Origin of the sequence: Ornithinibacillus californiensis (assembly GCF_001038485.1) — a bacterium.
GTDB classification, from domain to species: Bacteria; Bacillota; Bacilli; order Bacillales; family Amphibacillaceae; genus Ornithinibacillus; species Ornithinibacillus californiensis.
Genome location: NZ_LDUE01000035.1, coordinates 66,616 through 83,293, shown reverse-complemented (window position 1 = coordinate 83,293; position 16,678 = coordinate 66,616). Strand labels below are relative to the sequence as shown.

General features: G+C 37.1%; 28 protein-coding genes. 23 read left to right on the top strand and 5 right to left on the bottom strand.

Annotated features, from left to right (window positions below; translation table 11 throughout):
• Positions 1-224: 224 nt before the first annotated feature.
• The 13 genes from TE34_RS08325 (at position 225) to TE34_RS08265 (ending at position 8,165) form a co-directional block, all read left to right on the top strand.
• A complete protein-coding gene (locus TE34_RS08325; protein ID WP_047984357.1) occupies positions 225-416 on the top strand; it encodes a hypothetical protein in 192 nt (63 codons plus the stop codon).
• Between the two features lie 36 nt (positions 417-452).
• Positions 453-644 (top strand): hypothetical protein, encoded by a 192-nt coding sequence (locus tag TE34_RS08320; RefSeq protein WP_047984356.1) that lies wholly within the window; start codon positions 453-455, stop codon positions 642-644.
• A gap of 170 nt (positions 645-814) precedes the next feature.
• Positions 815-1,207 (top strand): hypothetical protein, encoded by a 393-nt coding sequence (locus TE34_RS08315; RefSeq protein ID WP_047984355.1) that lies wholly within the window; start codon positions 815-817, stop codon positions 1,205-1,207.
• A gap of 18 nt (positions 1,208-1,225) precedes the next feature.
• Entirely contained in the window at positions 1,226-2,203 is a 978-nt protein-coding gene (locus TE34_RS08310) for an aldo/keto reductase (RefSeq protein WP_047984354.1), read from the top strand.
• Positions 2,204-2,422: 219 nt separating this feature from the next.
• Complete coding sequence (locus TE34_RS08305; protein WP_047984353.1) at positions 2,423-2,686, top strand: hypothetical protein; 264 nt, start codon at positions 2,423-2,425, stop codon at positions 2,684-2,686.
• An 88-nt stretch (positions 2,687-2,774) separates the two neighbouring features.
• Positions 2,775-3,308 (top strand): 2'-5' RNA ligase family protein, encoded by a 534-nt coding sequence (locus tag TE34_RS08300; protein WP_201777682.1) that lies wholly within the window; start codon positions 2,775-2,777, stop codon positions 3,306-3,308.
• A 302-nt stretch (positions 3,309-3,610) separates the two neighbouring features.
• Positions 3,611-4,408, top strand: coding sequence for a phosphotransferase (locus TE34_RS08295; protein ID WP_047984352.1), 798 nt, complete (start codon positions 3,611-3,613; stop codon positions 4,406-4,408).
• 106 nt (positions 4,409-4,514) lie between these two features.
• Complete coding sequence (locus TE34_RS08290) at positions 4,515-5,147, top strand: YczE/YyaS/YitT family protein (protein WP_047984351.1); 633 nt, start codon at positions 4,515-4,517, stop codon at positions 5,145-5,147.
• 19 nt (positions 5,148-5,166) lie between these two features.
• Positions 5,167-5,430 carry a membrane protein gene (locus TE34_RS08285; protein WP_047984350.1) on the top strand — a complete coding sequence of 88 codons (264 nt, stop codon included), beginning with the start codon at positions 5,167-5,169 and terminating at the stop codon, positions 5,428-5,430.
• Positions 5,431-5,519: 89 nt separating this feature from the next.
• Positions 5,520-5,699 carry a hypothetical protein gene (locus tag TE34_RS08280; protein WP_047984349.1) on the top strand — a complete coding sequence of 60 codons (180 nt, stop codon included), beginning with the start codon at positions 5,520-5,522 and terminating at the stop codon, positions 5,697-5,699.
• Between the two features lie 88 nt (positions 5,700-5,787).
• Positions 5,788-6,369 (top strand): hypothetical protein, encoded by a 582-nt coding sequence (locus tag TE34_RS08275; protein WP_047984348.1) that lies wholly within the window; start codon positions 5,788-5,790, stop codon positions 6,367-6,369.
• 147 nt (positions 6,370-6,516) lie between these two features.
• A complete protein-coding gene (locus tag TE34_RS08270) occupies positions 6,517-7,089 on the top strand; it encodes a sigma-70 family RNA polymerase sigma factor (protein WP_053075010.1) in 573 nt (190 codons plus the stop codon).
• On the top strand, positions 7,089-8,165 hold the full coding sequence (locus TE34_RS08265; RefSeq protein ID WP_047984347.1) for a DUF4030 domain-containing protein: 1,077 nt from the start codon (positions 7,089-7,091) through the stop codon (positions 8,163-8,165). The genes TE34_RS08270 and TE34_RS08265 overlap by 1 nt, the downstream gene beginning before the upstream one ends.
• A gap of 124 nt (positions 8,166-8,289) precedes the next feature.
• Here TE34_RS08265 and TE34_RS08260 read toward each other — a convergent pair whose 3' ends face one another.
• The 3 genes from TE34_RS08260 to TE34_RS08250 are packed head-to-tail and all read right to left on the bottom strand — an operon-like array spanning position 8,290 to position 10,026.
• The gene (locus TE34_RS08260; protein WP_047984346.1) at positions 8,290-8,583 is read right to left on the bottom strand and encodes a hypothetical protein; all 294 of its coding nucleotides are present in this window, start codon (positions 8,581-8,583) and stop codon (positions 8,290-8,292) included.
• Positions 8,565-9,548 (bottom strand): anti-sigma factor, encoded by a 984-nt coding sequence (locus tag TE34_RS08255; RefSeq protein ID WP_047984345.1) that lies wholly within the window; start codon positions 9,546-9,548, stop codon positions 8,565-8,567. The genes TE34_RS08260 and TE34_RS08255 overlap by 19 nt, the downstream gene beginning before the upstream one ends.
• Positions 9,535-10,026: a sigma-70 family RNA polymerase sigma factor gene (locus TE34_RS08250; RefSeq protein ID WP_047984344.1), complete on the bottom strand. Its 492-nt coding sequence runs from the start codon at positions 10,024-10,026 to the stop codon at positions 9,535-9,537. The genes TE34_RS08255 and TE34_RS08250 overlap by 14 nt, the downstream gene beginning before the upstream one ends.
• Positions 10,027-10,291: 265 nt before the next feature.
• Here TE34_RS08250 and TE34_RS08245 point away from each other — a divergent pair, with 265 nt between their 5' ends.
• The 9 genes from TE34_RS08245 (at position 10,292) to TE34_RS08210 (ending at position 14,465) form a co-directional block, all read left to right on the top strand.
• A complete protein-coding gene (locus TE34_RS08245; RefSeq protein ID WP_047984343.1) occupies positions 10,292-10,966 on the top strand; it encodes a hypothetical protein in 675 nt (224 codons plus the stop codon).
• Positions 10,967-10,985: 19 nt separating this feature from the next.
• Complete coding sequence (locus tag TE34_RS21010) at positions 10,986-11,132, top strand: hypothetical protein (RefSeq protein WP_157037603.1); 147 nt, start codon at positions 10,986-10,988, stop codon at positions 11,130-11,132.
• Entirely contained in the window at positions 11,102-11,473 is a 372-nt protein-coding gene (locus TE34_RS08240; protein WP_162200019.1) for a hypothetical protein, read from the top strand. Before TE34_RS21010 ends, TE34_RS08240 begins: the two co-directional genes overlap by 31 nt.
• Before the next feature lie 31 nt (positions 11,474-11,504).
• On the top strand, positions 11,505-11,795 hold the full coding sequence (locus tag TE34_RS08235) for a hypothetical protein (RefSeq protein WP_047984341.1): 291 nt from the start codon (positions 11,505-11,507) through the stop codon (positions 11,793-11,795).
• Positions 11,796-11,865: 70 nt separating this feature from the next.
• Complete coding sequence (locus tag TE34_RS08230) at positions 11,866-12,078, top strand: hypothetical protein (protein WP_047984340.1); 213 nt, start codon at positions 11,866-11,868, stop codon at positions 12,076-12,078.
• Between the two features lie 116 nt (positions 12,079-12,194).
• Entirely contained in the window at positions 12,195-12,935 is a 741-nt protein-coding gene (locus tag TE34_RS08225) for a ferredoxin reductase domain-containing protein (protein WP_047984339.1), read from the top strand.
• Between the two features lie 323 nt (positions 12,936-13,258).
• Positions 13,259-13,447: a hypothetical protein gene (locus TE34_RS21435; RefSeq protein WP_236687129.1), complete on the top strand. Its 189-nt coding sequence runs from the start codon at positions 13,259-13,261 to the stop codon at positions 13,445-13,447.
• Positions 13,448-13,475: 28 nt separating this feature from the next.
• Positions 13,476-14,087, top strand: coding sequence for an FMN-binding negative transcriptional regulator (locus TE34_RS08215; RefSeq protein WP_047984338.1), 612 nt, complete (start codon positions 13,476-13,478; stop codon positions 14,085-14,087).
• Positions 14,088-14,198: 111 nt separating this feature from the next.
• Positions 14,199-14,465 carry a hypothetical protein gene (locus TE34_RS08210; protein WP_047984337.1) on the top strand — a complete coding sequence of 89 codons (267 nt, stop codon included), beginning with the start codon at positions 14,199-14,201 and terminating at the stop codon, positions 14,463-14,465.
• Positions 14,466-14,507: 42 nt separating this feature from the next.
• Here the strand turns inward: TE34_RS08210 and TE34_RS08205 are convergent, their stop codons facing one another.
• Both TE34_RS08205 and TE34_RS20225 read right to left on the bottom strand, forming a co-directional pair.
• On the bottom strand, positions 14,508-14,975 hold the full coding sequence (locus TE34_RS08205) for a CBO0543 family protein (RefSeq protein ID WP_047984336.1): 468 nt from the start codon (positions 14,973-14,975) through the stop codon (positions 14,508-14,510).
• On the bottom strand, positions 14,975-15,460 hold the full coding sequence (locus tag TE34_RS20225; protein WP_053075009.1) for a CBO0543 family protein: 486 nt from the start codon (positions 15,458-15,460) through the stop codon (positions 14,975-14,977). Before TE34_RS20225 ends, TE34_RS08205 begins: the two co-directional genes overlap by 1 nt.
• 208 nt (positions 15,461-15,668) lie before the next feature.
• Between TE34_RS20225 and TE34_RS08195 the strand changes: the two genes are divergently transcribed.
• On the top strand, positions 15,669-16,397 hold the full coding sequence (locus TE34_RS08195) for a cytochrome c biogenesis CcdA family protein (RefSeq protein ID WP_047984335.1): 729 nt from the start codon (positions 15,669-15,671) through the stop codon (positions 16,395-16,397).
• The last annotated feature ends 281 nt before the right edge of the window (positions 16,398-16,678 follow it).

The following is a 16,678-nucleotide window of genomic DNA, read 5'->3' as shown; positions in this document are numbered from 1 at the left end:
CAGAAGGATTTTTGCTGGTTTTGTCCGAGAGAAGCACTCTCTCAGACACTTCAGCTGGATTTCTACAGAATTTGTCCGAGAGAAGCGTTCTCTCAGACATTACAGGTGGATTTTTGCTGGTTTTGTCCGAGAGAAGCACTCTCTCAGACACTTCAGCCGAATTCTCACAGATTTAGTCTGAGAGATATGGATATATAAGAAGATTACACAGGGAGGGGAATTAGATGACAAAAGAACAATTTAAAGGGCTATTTTCCTTATGGATGTTGGTATTAGTATTCGAACTAGGGTGGTTACTTGTTGGGGCTTTGAATTACTACGATATAGGTATGATGGCCTTTATTATCACATTAATTGCCGTCACTTTAGTAGTTGGGGCAGTTTCTATTTATTTAGGAAGTAAAAATCTCAAATAACAAATCAACTAAGAAAGCTAGGCAGGAGAGGATTGTATGAATAATATAGAATCAATGGGTTGGATGGGGATTATTTCCGTTGTATTCCTTATTTTTTGTTTTTATTTCACACTTACATTTTTCGAGAACTTAAAAAAAGACGATGAACGAATTGCGAAACAATCTAAATTAGCAGCGATTCTTTGTCTTGCAGTAGCTTTACTCATACCTGCTTATTATATTTTTTAATGTAGTAGCAGAGTGTTTGAAGCGAAGTATTTTTCCACTATAGGGCACGATAGAAAAGGTGATCAAAAGATGGCCTTTTTTCTTTTTAATAGGTAAACAAACGTAAGTGAAACTCATAAACGAATTAGTTCGTCTAAATAGTAAACGTGCCTACAGGAGGAAATATTTCTATGAAGAAAATGGGTTTGGTTGTAATTTTATTTGTTCTTTCTATCGGGTTATTTGGTTGCCAGCAAAATGCGGATCAATCTAATACAGACGAAAAGATAGACAAGGTCATAATTTATCCACTGGGAAGTAGCTCGGATAAGCTAGTTATCGAGGATACAGAGACGATAAAAATGATAAAAGAAGCAATCGATCATGCGGTACAACAACCAGGCATTGTCGATATGGCGAACCCAGAATTTAGAATTGAAATTGGGGAAGAAAGTTATTTCCTTTGGATTGATGAAAAGTCTGGAACGATTATGAATACAAAAGATACACATACGATATATTCTTTAACCGATAACGCAATAAAAGAAGTTAATGATCTAGTGAAAGAGACGGAGCAAAATTAGAAGCTTGGAGGAAAAAACATGAAAGTAATGCCAATAGAAAAAAGAGGAATCACAACAAGTCGCCTGGTGTTAGGCTGCATGGGATTTGGCGGAGGCTGGGATCAAAACCCTTATACAAAAGAAGATGTGCTAAAAGCAGAAAAAGCAATTGATGCCGCATTATCTAGTGGAATTACGATGTTTGACCATGCTGATATATATAGAATGGGAAAAGCGGAAAAAGTATTTGGCGAAATTCTACAAGCGCGCCCAGAACTGAGAGAAAACATTATACTGCAATCCAAATGTGGTATTCGGTTTGCGGATGAGAAGAATCCTGGTCGTTATGACTTTTCAAAGGAGCATATCCTAGATTCCGTGGATGGAATTTTGAGTAGATTGAATACAGACTATCTAGATATCCTCCTATTACATCGCCCCGACCCATTGATGGAACCGGAAGAAGTGGCCGAGGCATTTGAGACGTTGAAGGAGTCAGGAAGAGTTCGCCACTTTGGGGTTTCCAATATGAGTGCTGCTCAAATCCAATTATTGAATACATACTGTTCGGAACCGATGATTGTGAACCAACTGAACATGAGCTTAAAGCAAATCGATTGGTTGGAGCAAGGTGTTCTAGTAAACCAAAAAGCAGGAACGAGTGTTAATTTTCCAGACGGGACGATGGAATTTTCCCGTTTAACCGATGTCCAAATTCAAGCATGGGGACCGTTGGCAAATGGCATCTATTCTGGTCGCGCCATCGATAATCCATCCGAGGCGGATCTTGCTACGAAACAACTGGTGGAGAAATTAGCAAAGGAAAAAGAAACTTCCACTGAAGCAATTGTGCTTGGATGGTTAATGCGTCATCCAGCGATGATACAGCCTGCCATCGGTACAACCAGTCCAGAGAGAATTGCTAACTGTCAAGATGCTGTCCGCCAAGCGGATCTGATGACACGTGAGGAATGGTATGCGCTATATGTTGCTTCGCGGGGGAATAGGTTGCCTTAGAGAGGATATGAAAGCCACGTCGTACAAAAGGGTGTTTCGATTCTTACTAGGATTTGTTTTTGTGTTATCACTTTCTCAATCATTTGCTAAAGGTTAATAGAGGAATTCATTATTATTTTCGTTGCTAATAGTGATAGTTCTGAAACGGATAAAGTGATAGAAGAGATTTTCTAAAAGTTGAAAGAAGAATAATAGTTTTCCAGAGATGGGGGAAATATGGTGAAGTTACTATCTACTGCAATAGCTTTTCTTGGAATTTGTATGCTTTTTTCAGTATGGATATTGTCTAACGCAATATCATACTCCGGAGATACTTTTCCAAGTACAATTAGTGTCCATCAACCTGTGAATGAGCAATATGAGTTAGTTGTAAATGATGAATGGATATATCTCTATAACAAGAATAATGGTCAGGTATGGAGGAAGTTAAATGATTCTGAGGCTTATGATTCTTGGGAGACTGTAATACATTTTAGGGACTAGGTTACTATGCTTTTGTATCTGGAACAATATGGTAGTATCTAATTCACTGATATAGACTATTAATCTAATGAATGAAGGGGGGATATTATTGCAATACTTTATCGGAGTAGTTCCGCCAGAACCCTATAAAAACAAGGTCGAGGCGTTTCGTAATAGTTGGGAAAATCATCGGATAAACGAAGCGGTCGAACCGCATATTACCTTAAAAGCACAGGGTGGATTAACCCCTGACGAAGAGTGGATTACTAAGGTGAAAGAAGTATGCGAGTCATTTCCAACTTTTGATATGACCATAGGAAAGCCGAAGTTTTTCTTTGATAACATACTATATTTAAGTATTGTAGCGGAGCAATTAAGCGTGCTACATGAAAAGATAGTAAAAACAATCAATCCAAGTAGCGAATTAATCAAGCAATATTTTGAACTGGATGATTTTGTTCCTCACATGTCTTTAGGAAAAACATTCTATGGCATGACCAAGCAAGAATTGATAGATATGGCCCAATTAGCGGAGGAAGAGCTTACTCCATATCCCCCTTTTAAGGTTGATTTTATTAGAATTTATCGAGAAGTAGAGCCTCAGAAATATGAGAGGTATATGGATATACCTCTATCGATTTAACCACCTTTACATGGTTAGAAATCTCTGATAACTTATATTAAGAGATGTAAAGAAAGGGGAATCTAGTTTTACACATGTGGAATAACCTTGAAATGATTAGATAATTGGATAGTGGCAATTGCGGTCCTCAATATTAGGGGACGTTTATTTGTCATTCTAAAAAATCATTCAAGGGACACTTGGTGTGAACTATTATATTCCCATCGCCAAGCAGATTACTTTGTGTATCTGCTTTTATTTATGGGCAAAAATACATCTCTATTAACATAATCGCTCGTGTCCCTAAATAGGGGGAAACTAAAATGAAGAATCAGTATGAAAAGGAAGAATTGCTAACAGGAGGAAATGTCTCAAGTGTTTACCGTAAGGGAGATACTGTTCGACGAGATTTAAAGCCAGACAGTTCTAAAATTCACCAGTTATTAAAACACTTAGAAAGCAAAGGATTCAATCATGCACCTCGGTTTTTAGATATTGATGAAAAAGGTAGAGAGATATTATCATTTATTGAAGGAGAAGCTGGCAATTATCCTTTAAAAGAATACATGTGGTCTAGTGATGCCCTAAAGGAAATAGCAAAATTACTCCGCCAATACCATGATGCCGTGAGTGATTTTCCAATAACAGATGAATGGAAGCCAATAGACAATACTCCAAATAAGACGGAAGTAATCTGTCACAATGATTTTGCCATTTACAATATTATTTTTAACGACAAAAAACCTGTAGGGATCATTGATTTTGATCATGCCGGTCCTGGTCCAAGACTTTGGGACATCGCTTACACTCTATACACTTGTGTCCCCTTAAGTAGGCATTACCATACCGAAACAGGCCAGGCGGTTAATTATGACCCAGCACAAGATGCCAAACGGATAAAGCAAAGGGTTAAATTGTTCTTTGAATCCTATGGAGTCAGGGGAATGGAAGAAGATTACTTAGAAATGGTGCTGCGACGGCTAGAAGGGTTATGTAAGACGATGGAAAGAAAAGCAAGTGAAGGCGACGTTGCTTTTCAGAAAATGATAGATGAAGGACATTATGAACATTACCAAAAAGATATAAAGTTCATTCTCGAAAACGGGAAAGAGTGGCTATAAAATAAGGTATTATTGAATCACGGGTAGCGTTTCTATTATGAATCGCTTCCCTTTTTGTATGAATATTATGTTAGTATGAAGGCAAAGAGGAACAGCGGGGATACATATGCAGAGAATCGGTAAATCTTTTTTCATCTATGTTATTGGAATTATGATTTTAACATTAGGAATTATGCTCACTATTCAGTCAAAATTAGGGACGTCACCTTTTGATGCGTTGCTAGTCGGGTTATATCGCACATTTGGATTAACCATTGGCAGCTGGGAAATTGTTGTTGGGGCTACGATGGTGATAATGAATGCAATAGCGCTGAAAGCAAGGCCAGAATATTTAGCTATATTAACATCTCTAATTACAGGGATAGGTATTGATACATGGCTATTCGTATTAGGAGATTGGTTAATCGGTGAGCATCTATTCGAACAGACCTTATTAGTATCAGTAGGGATACTTTTTACTGGGTTAGGTATTGCCGTATATTTAGAATCAGGATTTGCCCCAAATCCAATGGACCGCTCGATGGTTATTTTAACCGATAAAACGGGATGGTCTTTTAGTAAGTCACGGGCAATCATTAGTATAGTATTAGTAATTATAGCGTATCTTTTCAATGGGACAATTGGAATTGGAACGGTGTTAAATGCGTTATTCATAGGGGTAATTATCCAGTGGGTTCGGCCCTATGTACTAGTCATTCTTAATAAACAGTCAGTAATAAAAGAGAAAATTAGTTCATAGTAGGCAGGGGGTTAATCTAATGAAGACAGTAATTCAAGCACTTGTTGCTTCCATAGCTATGCATCTACTATATTTCCTTGGTACGATGTTAGCTGGCTTTGTTAAAACGTTAAACTACCAACCAGAAATAGGAAGGTCTTGGGATAATGTAGAGATGCTACAAAGTGAAGTAGCATTTGGATATGTAGCTTCTACTAATTTTTATTATTTGTATTCTTTTCTTGGAGTAACGGTGGTATGTGGGATCTTAATATTTTTATTTAAAAAGTTAAACCGGGAATAGAGGGGGACAGTCCCTCAACGCATTATCACTTTAAAGCGACGAGGGACTGTCCCTCTCTTATGTCCCTCTCTTAAGAAAGGGGAAGTAAAATGGAAGTTAGAATGGATTATTATATTCTCTTTTTACTTATTAGTTCGTTTGGCTTTTTCTACTTTTTAACTATGTTATTTGGAGGGACTGATGAGGCATATAGAGACTACCTACTTACCATAGCGGTATTTCATTTTGTCTTGTCAAAAATTGTAACCTTTAAGAAGGAAGAAAATTAACGTATTACATAAACAGTGTAATGGGTATGTGATGATGCGAACGCTATTGCGATTAATAAAGTTTAAGCAAGGGTAAGGAGATGGATAGATGCGCAAGAAGAAAACATGGCTTATAGGAGCATTGGGACTGATTACTTTTATTACGATGATGACATGGTTCTTCCCGTACTCGCCTTTTAGTGTATATAAAAGTTATAGCTATCAGGCGTACAAAGTAACTTCTAGTGATGGAAGTTATTCTACCAGAGTGGCTAATTTTAGAGACACGTACGAGAAGGATTTGAAGGAGGACCAAGAAAACGAGTACGCTAATGTAACTATCGTTCGAACAGAAGGTATCCTTACCACATTCGAACAAGATTGGTTAATTCATATGGAGAAAGTCTCCTTTGGTCGTAAGGATATAGGTACGATGCTTTTTGAGGTGGAACGAGATAAAGAAATGCTATTAGATTTACTGGTCCAGGTTGATTATACACGTGAGCAACGGGAATACTTGATGTACTGTATAGAAAGTTTCTCTTCCATAGAGGACGGATTGAAAGAATTGCAGCATGAAAAATTCGCATCCAGGTCCGAGCTTAATCGTAGATGGGATAACATTTATGTGGATTATTTAAATAGTTTTTCATTATATGTTACTTTTTATCAGAGCCAATTCTTGTTTTAATACTACAAGTAATTGAATAACTACAACTCAACTAAACTACAAGGTGATCATAATGATGATCGCCTTTTCTTTTAATCAAGTTATAAAATTTTATGAAACCATACTAAAAGAGTCGATGTCTAAAGAGTGTAAGAAAGGAGGTTCACAGTGGGAAATAAGGAATTGCATGCAATGTACCAAAACGAAGAAATTGATATCAATTTGGAAGATAAAGAAATCGTACTCGAGAAAATAATGAAGCTATACACAGAGAAGGTCTACCTACTAGCCTATTCTTTTGTGAAAGATAGAGGGCTAGCGGAGGACATTTCACAGGAGGTTTTCCTGAAGGTTTATAAGTACCTTGATAACTTTAGAGGAGAAGCGGCTTTAACATCCTGGCTATATCGCATCACGGTTAATACGTCGAAGGACTTTTTAAAGAAAAAGAGCTTGAAGCAATTTTTATTAGAAGGTAGCTTACTGGAGAACTTCAGAAAAACGGAAAGCACGGAAACCTCCTTTCTTACTGCGGTCCGCCATGAAGAGCTTCTCCAGACCATTTTAAAGCTGCCAATGAAGTATCGAGAGGTAATCGTGCTCCATTATTTTTATGATGTAAAAGTAAATGAACTTGCTACCGTATTGGATTTAAATACAAATACAGTGAAAACAAGGCTTGCCAGAGGAAGAGAAATCTTGAGAAGAAAAATGGAAGCGAAGGAAGGAGAGGTAAATTAGTGAAAAAGAAGCTTAAAAAGATTCATGAACATTATCGAGAACATTATTTCAACGAAGAAGTTGCCGAACGAATTAAAGTTAACGTTCATCAAACTATTAGGGATACCGAGTTGTCGGAGCCACAGAAGAAACAAGAACCCCGTTTTGCTAAAAGGTTAGTATACGTTGCTGCAGCCTGCTTGGTGTTGTTCGGGCTCTTTGTTGGATCTGCATTTGTATCACCGGCAATGGCGGATGTAGCATCCAAAATACCATTCTTAAATAAAATTTTTGAACAAAGGCCTGTAAACGAGGAACTCATGGAGATTCTTAGGGATGAAGGCTACGATATTGCTAGTACTGGTTATGCTGTACAAGGGAAAAAATATCACATAACGGTTGCGGGTACAGAAGAATATTACAATCGTGTGAAAGAGGATGTGAAACGTACAGCGGAAGAGATTATTTCTTTGCGGGGATATGATAGCTTTACGGTTGTGGTGGAAAAGGAACGGACAGTAGACCACGAACCGAATATAGAAAATGACCCTAAATATAAAAATAGTATGCTGGTGGTTCAAGTCTTGAATGAGATAATACCTAAGTTGCAGCAGCAAGGCTATAAGATTCATACGTACGGTATCGGCTCTTCCAGTCCAGATACGGAGGAGATTAGCGTGGATATGGAGATTGAAGATACAGAAAAACGTACAGATGACATCGAGATAGCAATCACTGAAGCTATTGAAGAACAAAATATACCAATTGAGTTCACCGTAGAATTCCGTTCAATTAATCTTGAAGAAAGAGCACTGGAGAGTAAATGGACTAGTGAGATACTGCCTGTCATTTGGGAAGGTATGTTAAGTAATAAAGAATTCAAAACCAAAGGAGTGGGGTACTCCTATAAAATGGGTACAATGAATATTTTTATCACGACAACCATTGACGAGTCTGACAATAAAGCACCAGAACTAGCAAACAAAATTGAAACAGCAATTCATGAGTTTTTACAATCTGAGGATTTAAAAACTCTCGTTGGTGACACACCTTATAAAGTTGTTGTCCGAGATAAGGATAGTAAGGACATTCAATAAAAAATGGCGGTACCTCTAATGTGGGGTATCGCCATTTTAGTTGAGTTTAATTGGCAAAGCGAGAATTTAATGAAAAATAACACCTACAAAGCTAACATTTCTTCTTGCCCCGTCCACCAAAGTCTTACGGAAACGGATTAATCATCCATCCTAAGATAAACATCACCATATAAAACAACCCTAAATATAATCCCAGACCAATTCCCCAAAACCCAAGGGAACGGCTTTTTTTATTGAAAATCGCAATGATCCCTAAGAGGATCGTAACCCATAACCAAAGCGAAATGTTTTTTCCTATTGGTACATTAAGCCCCCATAAAAGATATATATTAATAACCGCGATGGAAACTAGGCCCGTAACAATACTTAGCCAGCCCATCCACTGGAAAATCTGTTGTTTTATCGTCCCCAATTCCATAATTTCACCTCACCTAGTTTCATATGACGTACCATCTCCAACTCCTGAAGTTTCGCAATTTCCTCTGTAGGTCCAGTGACTACAACACCATAAGTTGCAAGCCCATTTTCTTCCAGATAGTCGATACGCTCATCCAATTCGAGATTTTTATGGGGCGATACTTCGACGGCTAAGTCTTCATACGGCTCAATTTCTTTCAACATCGTTAAGAATGTTTCTTCATGAGAGGTAGAATCTCGAAAAGGGGACCAGTATGTTTGATCAGGCTGTACTGGATATCCAATTGGCGAGACGACATCGCCATCCTCACTAAGCATTGTATCTTCTGTCCCGGTATAGATAGCTGCCCAGGTCACATCGATATTTTCCATTGAATCAACCACTTCATCGACAGAATATAGTTTATCCAAAGAGATATACGCCTCAACTACTGTTTCCTCTGGTAAACCGGAAAGTACGCGCCACTCGTTCGCACCATTGAATTCTACACGTTGCTCCGGATGTGCTAACCACTGGTTCGTCTCGGTCGGGTTTTTCGGATATACCTTCTCTAAGTGTGAGTTCGTTTCCTTTTTGACGAGATCCTTAAAAATAAACTGTAAATCATATTCTTTTGCTGGGTAAATTTCATCCCCAATTTGTTTGTACTGATCGAATGTTAAGTTCATGGAAAAAAGAGTGAAATCCATATCAAATTCCATCTCTTCTAGCGTCGTATTTGGCTCAGTTATGTAAAGTGTCTTGCTAGCCACATCCATCAAGGTGGTTGATTTAGTTCCAAATGCATAGTATCCAAACGTCAGCATATAGCAGGTTGGAACGATTAATAAGAGTACGGTTAAGGTAGAAAGGATTAACCGCCATTTAGATGAATTAATGGCACGTTTTATCGTAGCTGATCCTTTGTCGGATTGCTTTCCCCCATCTTGTTTTGCTTTTTGAATTAATTTATCATAGGGATTCATTGAATTCCTCCTCCACTAAAAGCTTTTTCATCTTCTTTCTACCTCGTGTTACATAACTTTTTAACGTATTTAAATTTAAGTTTAAGATAGCTGCTGCTTGTTGATACGTACAATCATGCAAATCACAAAGTAGTATGGCTTGTTTTTCAATTGGTTTAATCTTATCTAAATATCGCAATAACTCCAGGAAGGAATCCTTCTCAACGATAGCATCCTCCGGGGTGTCCCATTCTACTTGCAAAATCTCCTCTGTCACGACATGGCGTTTTTCTTTCCTGATTCGGTCTATGTAAGTATGATAGCCAACCTTAAACAGCCACGGCTTGATTTCCTTGATTTCATTGGTTAACAGCATCATGTGGGCTTTCGTAAAGGTTTCTTGAACCAAATCTTCGGCTTCTGCATGGTTTCGTGTTAAAGAAAAGATGTAGCGATATAAGTCATGAAAGTATGTTAAGTATATTTGCTCAAGATCCATCACGTCCCACCTTTCACCCTATCCACGTTTTGCAACCAGAAAAAGTTGCAAAAAAAAAGACATTTTTTATTCATTGTATAGCTAGTATTAAGTATACTAGTTCTTTTTTCTCCTGTATGGTTCCTGCTTGTTTTGTGGTAAAGTTAAAGGAAAGAAACTACATCATACGGCAAATCATAGACAACAGGAATTATCATCATCAAGGGTGGTTATTCCTGTTTATTTTTTATGAGGGAGGTCAAACACAATCAGAAAGTATCTACTATTGCTATTTGTAATAGCTCTTTTCCTTGTTGCATGCAATGAAAACGCAGAAGAAGGAGAGGAGTATCCCTATGGTCATTATGAAGACGACAAAATGATTGGTGATGTACGGGAAATTAACAAGGATGAGCAAATCATTGAGGTTGATATATCCGAATGGGAGAAGCGGGATCGGAAAGGTCCGGGAATGACCGAGGAAGGATATTATTATACAGCGAAGATAACGGATGGGACAACTTTTGCCTATGAAGACGGGACGGAAGCATCTATTGAGGCGTTGAAAAAGGGGCAAAAGGTGTTAGTGAATCCACCTAGAGGGGATAGCTTCGAGGGAGAAGCAAATGAAATTATTTTATTAGAGATGACATATGAAGAAAAGTATTGGAGGCTCCTTGCACCTTCCGATGGATTTAATATTATTGTCATGTACCAGCCGGGAGAAAGAGTACCAGCTGAGATGGAAGAACCGATGTACGAAAATGTATTGAACATTTTAGAAGGTACAGAACATAGCGCTGGGGCTGGATGGGTGCCATACGATAAAGATTACATTGTCGATTTCAAAGAAGAACTGGATATTGAAGAGTTCCCTGTGATTCTTGTTTTTAATAAGGAAGAGCTTCTGTTTAAAGGCTACAGCTTGGATGAGTTATATACCTTCCTAGAAAACTTGTAAAAATAACCAGGGGGAAGACATGAAAAAACGATATCTATTTTTGTTGGTTCCATTCCGAATATTATTAGCTGCATGTGAAGAAAAAGTAATAGCGAACCGCTGGAAGTTAGTGAGGAAGAAAAAGCAATCGTCAATATGGAAAGCGAAAGAGAACAATTGGAATTAATACTTCATACAGCTACTAATCTAGAGCCTATAGAGACGATTCAAATTAGTGATACGGAGTATGCTGAAAAATTAGATCCGAAAAAATTTAACAGGTTTGTTCCACAAGAAAGCTGGATTACAGAAGTTAGTAGAACGTTAACTAAAGATGGAAGTGAAATCCACCATCTAACGGTAGACTATCAACTGAAAAACCACCGAATAATCGTTGAGTATTTTCAAGATGGCTTAATGAGTAAATCAGACTTGAATCGAGAGACTGGTATTTTTCTAGTGAACAATAATGGAGATTACTATAAGTATTACTTCGAACATCATGATAAGCGTAAGAGTGAAGAATGAGCGATAGGGATGAATTAGAGGAGGCGAATTAATGAAGAAAAAGTGGATGATTGTTATCGGGATAATCTTGCTATCTATGTCACAACAAAGATATATGCTAAGTGATTTTTTAAATATGATTTTAGAAAGAAATATAGATCCAGATAATTATCTATTAACACTTCCATTATTGCTTTTAATGGAAGTAATCGGAGGCTTTCTACACCTTTTAGGTAGCCTTTGGGAATTTGTTCTATCCTGGGAGGGAGTATTGCTAATTGCTGTCATTCTATTACACGTAAATGCTCGAGAATATCTGAAAAAATCTAAATTAGATAAATAGAGTTATCAATTTATTATTACTAGTAACTTCCGATTTTATTGGATTAATTAAACAGAATGGGGAAAAAATTATGCTAGAAAAAATAAAAGCATTACCAGATAAGACACTCTTCATCATAGGGATAACCTTACAAATAACAGCAATTGTATTAATTATAGCTGTAGGATTTATAAACGAAAGTACGAATAGCTGGATAGATATTGTTTTTTATGGGCTATACTTCACCGGCCTTCCATTTATCATGCTTGCCTATGATAAAAGACGTAAAAATAAAAAACGATAACTGTACATATATAATTTCCTTATTCTTCCGATCGGCATTCAGAGAAATCATTTAATTGAGAATAATTATCACCTAGTGTATATTTATAGTATCGATGAAATATAAGGAGAATAAGGATGCAAATATACTGGACGAAAATAAATAAGATTATTGAAGAAACGCCAGAGGTACAAACGTATCTACTCGATCTTCCGGAAGACTTTACGTGGGAAGAAGGTTCTCACACGCACTTTGCACTGGAAGGGTTCAATGCCGGAGAGAAGCCCAACCGTAGTTTGATTCGACATATGTCCATCTCCACTTTACCGCATGAAAACACAATCGGAATCACAACACGCATCAGAGAACAATGCTCGGAGTTTAAGGATGCGTTAAGAAAGCTTAAAGTAGGCGATAAAGTTGCCCTCTTTAAAACGCATTCCAATGTACCGCTAAGAAGAGAAGATAAAAATGTTTACCTACTATCATCGGGAGTTGGTCTGGCAACCTTTAGACCGCTAGTACTGGATTATTTCGAACGTGCTGACCATGTGAAGCAAATTCACTCCCTGAATATCGACTCATCAAAGGATTTCTTGTTTACGAATACGTTTAAATCCGTAGCCGATAAGAAGTTCACATCACTGTTCGTCGACAACCGTGAAGACTACTATGAAGAAGTGAAAGCTCTTGCTGCAGACAAGGAAGGACTTTTCTATATTGTAGGTAGTGATGAGTTCCTCTTACAAAACATGGAAGTACTACGTGAACATGGTATCCAGCCCGAACAGATTATGCTCGACAAACGTGAAAAGGGACGGGAAGAGTTGTTATCATCTGTCTACGCAGGGCATGATAGCATGGTAGAAACAAAATAGACAAAGTTAACAAGGTGATCAAAGTGGTCACCTTTTTCTTATGACTAAAATTCTGATTAGCTTTTGGAATATTATGTTAGTATTTAGATAATAAGCTAAGTCGCAGCTCTAGAAATTATTCGTGAGGATGAGAAGATGAAAAGTTACTTAATACTTCTTTCTTTGATAATAGTCGGTGGTTTATACCTAATAGGTAAAAACTCCGTTAAATCTAAAGTTGGGTACACAATTTATAAACCAACAGGAGTGAAACACGATTTTGCCTTGTAGATTTGGAGCAGAAACAAGGGATAGGGACAGCTTCCTATAAAGGTAAAACATATATGAACGTACATATTGATTTAAATTCAGATATTGTTCAAGTTGAGGGAAGTGTTGATGAACTAGGGGGTTTAGCAATGGATAAAGATGCTTACATCGAGATGTTTAAGCAACAAGCGAACTACTTCTTTGAAAACAATATCACTGATCGTAAGGCATATTATGAAGAATTAGATCGAAAATCTTTTTGAAAAATAACCTTTTGAAAGGTGGATATTTATGTACATCCCAAAACACTTCAAAGTCACAGACTTCAATGAAATCAAAGAATTTATCCAAAAGAACTCCTTTGGAACTCTAGTAACGACAAAACAAGGAAAGCCAATCGCCACTCATTTGCCTTTAGAGTTACATAAACAAGGAGACGATTACTATATAACTGGTCATCTTGCGTATGCAAATCCTCAGTGGAAGACATTCGAGGAGAATAGTGAAAACGTCCTTGTGATGTATCAAGGCCCGCATGCTTACGTTTCATCTTCTTGGTATGAATCTGAAAATGTACCAACTTGGAATTATCAATCGGTCCATGTTTATGGAACAGCCACTATCATGAGCGAACAGGAATTGCAAGAAGACCTAACCCTACTGTTACAAAAATACGAGCAACACCGTAAGAATCCTGCCTTATGGGAGAATCTTTCTTCCCAAACTAAAAAACAAATCAAGGGCATCGTTGGATTTAAGATTAGAATACAAGAAGTTCAAGCTGCCTATAAATTAAGCCAAAACCGAAATGAAAAGGACTATCAAAACATCATTGATAAACTATATGAGGAAAAAGATTCAAATTCTAAAGCATTAGCAGAAGTGATGAAAAATAGAAAGTAAGTTAGTTAATATCCATATAACCAACTAGAATGTGAAGGACACGATTGTTTAGTAAGAAAGCTCCTTGTATTAACATAATAGAATTATGGAAATAGATTGTGGAGGAGAATCATGATGAACAGCGATAAAAAAGGGCTATATATCAATATGATCGTAGGTACAATCGGTATGATTATGGTTGGCCTAGGTATACTTCGGTATTTCACTTTAATGTATGATGCACTAGGATATGGTATGGGATTAATAGGTTTTGCTTTCGTTAATAGCTATATTTATTATCTCGAAAAGAGAGCAGGGATTAATAATTATTTAATTTGGGTACAGTCTGGGGTTGGGATAGTGACTCTAGCAATTGTTTCCTATTTTGTATTTCTATAAAGCAGTCAAAAGTGGCGTTATTTTAAGATAGTGATTAAAGCATCACTCAGCTTTAATCTTAAAATACCACTTATAAAAGAAATACGATAATGACAAAGCAGCGTAAACCGATACCCAGGTGACATACCAATCCCATCTGATATACGAAATGAGCAGCGTATATTTCACAAAAACCACTTCAAATATAGTTAATCCGGTACAAAATGCACTTGTATATAAAACCTTTTTCCACGCAACAGCTGCTTGAGGGAAATAAATACAGAAGAAAATAGTGATAATAGGAAATGCCAAAAACTCGAAAAGAAAGCTTGTCTTATTTACTTCCGCCAATTCTCTAACGGGATATTCGATTAAATGTAACTCGACAACAAGCAAACCAAAAAACCAGGTAACAAACTGTTGAGACAGGAAAATAACACTTGCTTCTCGCCATTTGTCCCTCGGAATAAATCGTAATGATATAAAGGCAGCAGCATAATAACTATATAAAATGGTATGTTCTATATTCATCATTCATAATTCCTTTGGAGTTGTGGATGGTTCATTAGCCATAAGACATATCGACGACACAACCATAACTCAATGATAAAGTTAAAGAAGCTCCTGATAAGACTGTCAATAGTTACACCCATTATGTTTGTAAAGCTACTTATCAAAAACATAAAAGAAAGAATAACACCAACCCAAAACAGATAATGTAGTAATCTTCTTACGAACGCAGAATTATTTGGGAACTTTAATTGAAACAGAACAGCGGCAGTAGGAAAGACTAAATATTCCATCGTAAAACTGAGTCGTGTCGCTTCTTGAAACACGCGAATTGGCGATTCAAGCAAACCAAAATAGGTTAGTCCCGTACTAAACAACCATGTTAGCGTCTGAAAAAACATCAGGGTAGCAAGGGCTTCTCTAATGCGATCTTTAGGGATTACCTTGAAAAGTATAATCGGTAACACAATCCATAAAGCAATGATGACGATATAATCGCTGTTCAAAACGTAAACACCACCTTTTCCATATTGTTTCTAGGCTCGAAATAATTTATCCATCAAGGTGGAATATTTTTGCTAATGTTATGTAACTGACACTTTTATCACATATTTCCTTGATAAATTTACTGTATAATTACATAACAGATAAAACTTACATAGAAATGCTTGGAACAAACAGTAAAAAAATGGACTAGTAAAAGAGTGAATTGCTATGTTTGATGTATTCAACCAAATCAGTGGAGCGCTAAGTGGACCAATTCATGGGCTTGCCTATGGATATGAGCATATTCCCCTATTATTTGCCTTCTTACTTGGGTTAGTAGGAGCGGTTGCGCCCTGCCAGTTAACAAGTAATGTAAGTGCCATTACAATCTATGGAAATAAATCGTTAATCGATAAGGTTCCTTGGTTGCACGTTTTTCTCTTTATTTTGGGAAAGGTTTTAGTCTTTTCTGCACTAGGAATAGTAATCTGGGTACTAGGCAAGGAAGCAAATAGTGCACTAACACAACTATTCCCCATTGTTCGAAAAGCAATGGGTCCATTACTGATCCTCATTGGATTATTTATGATAGGCCTTCTCCGATTTAACAGAGGAATCGGACGAATTAAGTTACCTGATCGCTTAAAAGATAGTTACTTAGGTAGCTTTCTCCTGGGTGTAAGTTTCACTTTGGCGTTTTGTCCAACGATGTTTGTACTCTTTATATTAACGCTGATGCCGGTAGTCTTGACGACAGCTTATGGCATCGTATTGCCTTCCATATTTGCAATTGGGACATCGTTACCGCTCATACTAGTAATATTTTTAATCTGGTATTTTGGTGCCAGTGGCGCGATACTTAAAAAAAGTAGGAAGATCGGAGCTATCACCCAAAAGGTTGCTGGTGTATTACTTTTGATCATCGGTATTTTTGATACGGTAGCCTATTGGTTGTAAGATCTATAATGAGGATTTAAACTAATTTCAAGCTAATCCTATAATACGGAAACCTTGCTGATATGCTGTCAGTAGGGTTTTTTCTTTTTAAGAAAGTAAGGGGCGATTGATTATGAACGATTCGGGGTATTGGGTTTATATGGGTAGATTCTTGTTCATGATATGATCAAAAAAAATACACAAGTTAGCAACAAACAACTAATAAGACCGATACCCTACCAGGGTATTATGTGGTAAGATAAGGATGAAATAAAAAAACTAGTAAAAATTAACAATAATGG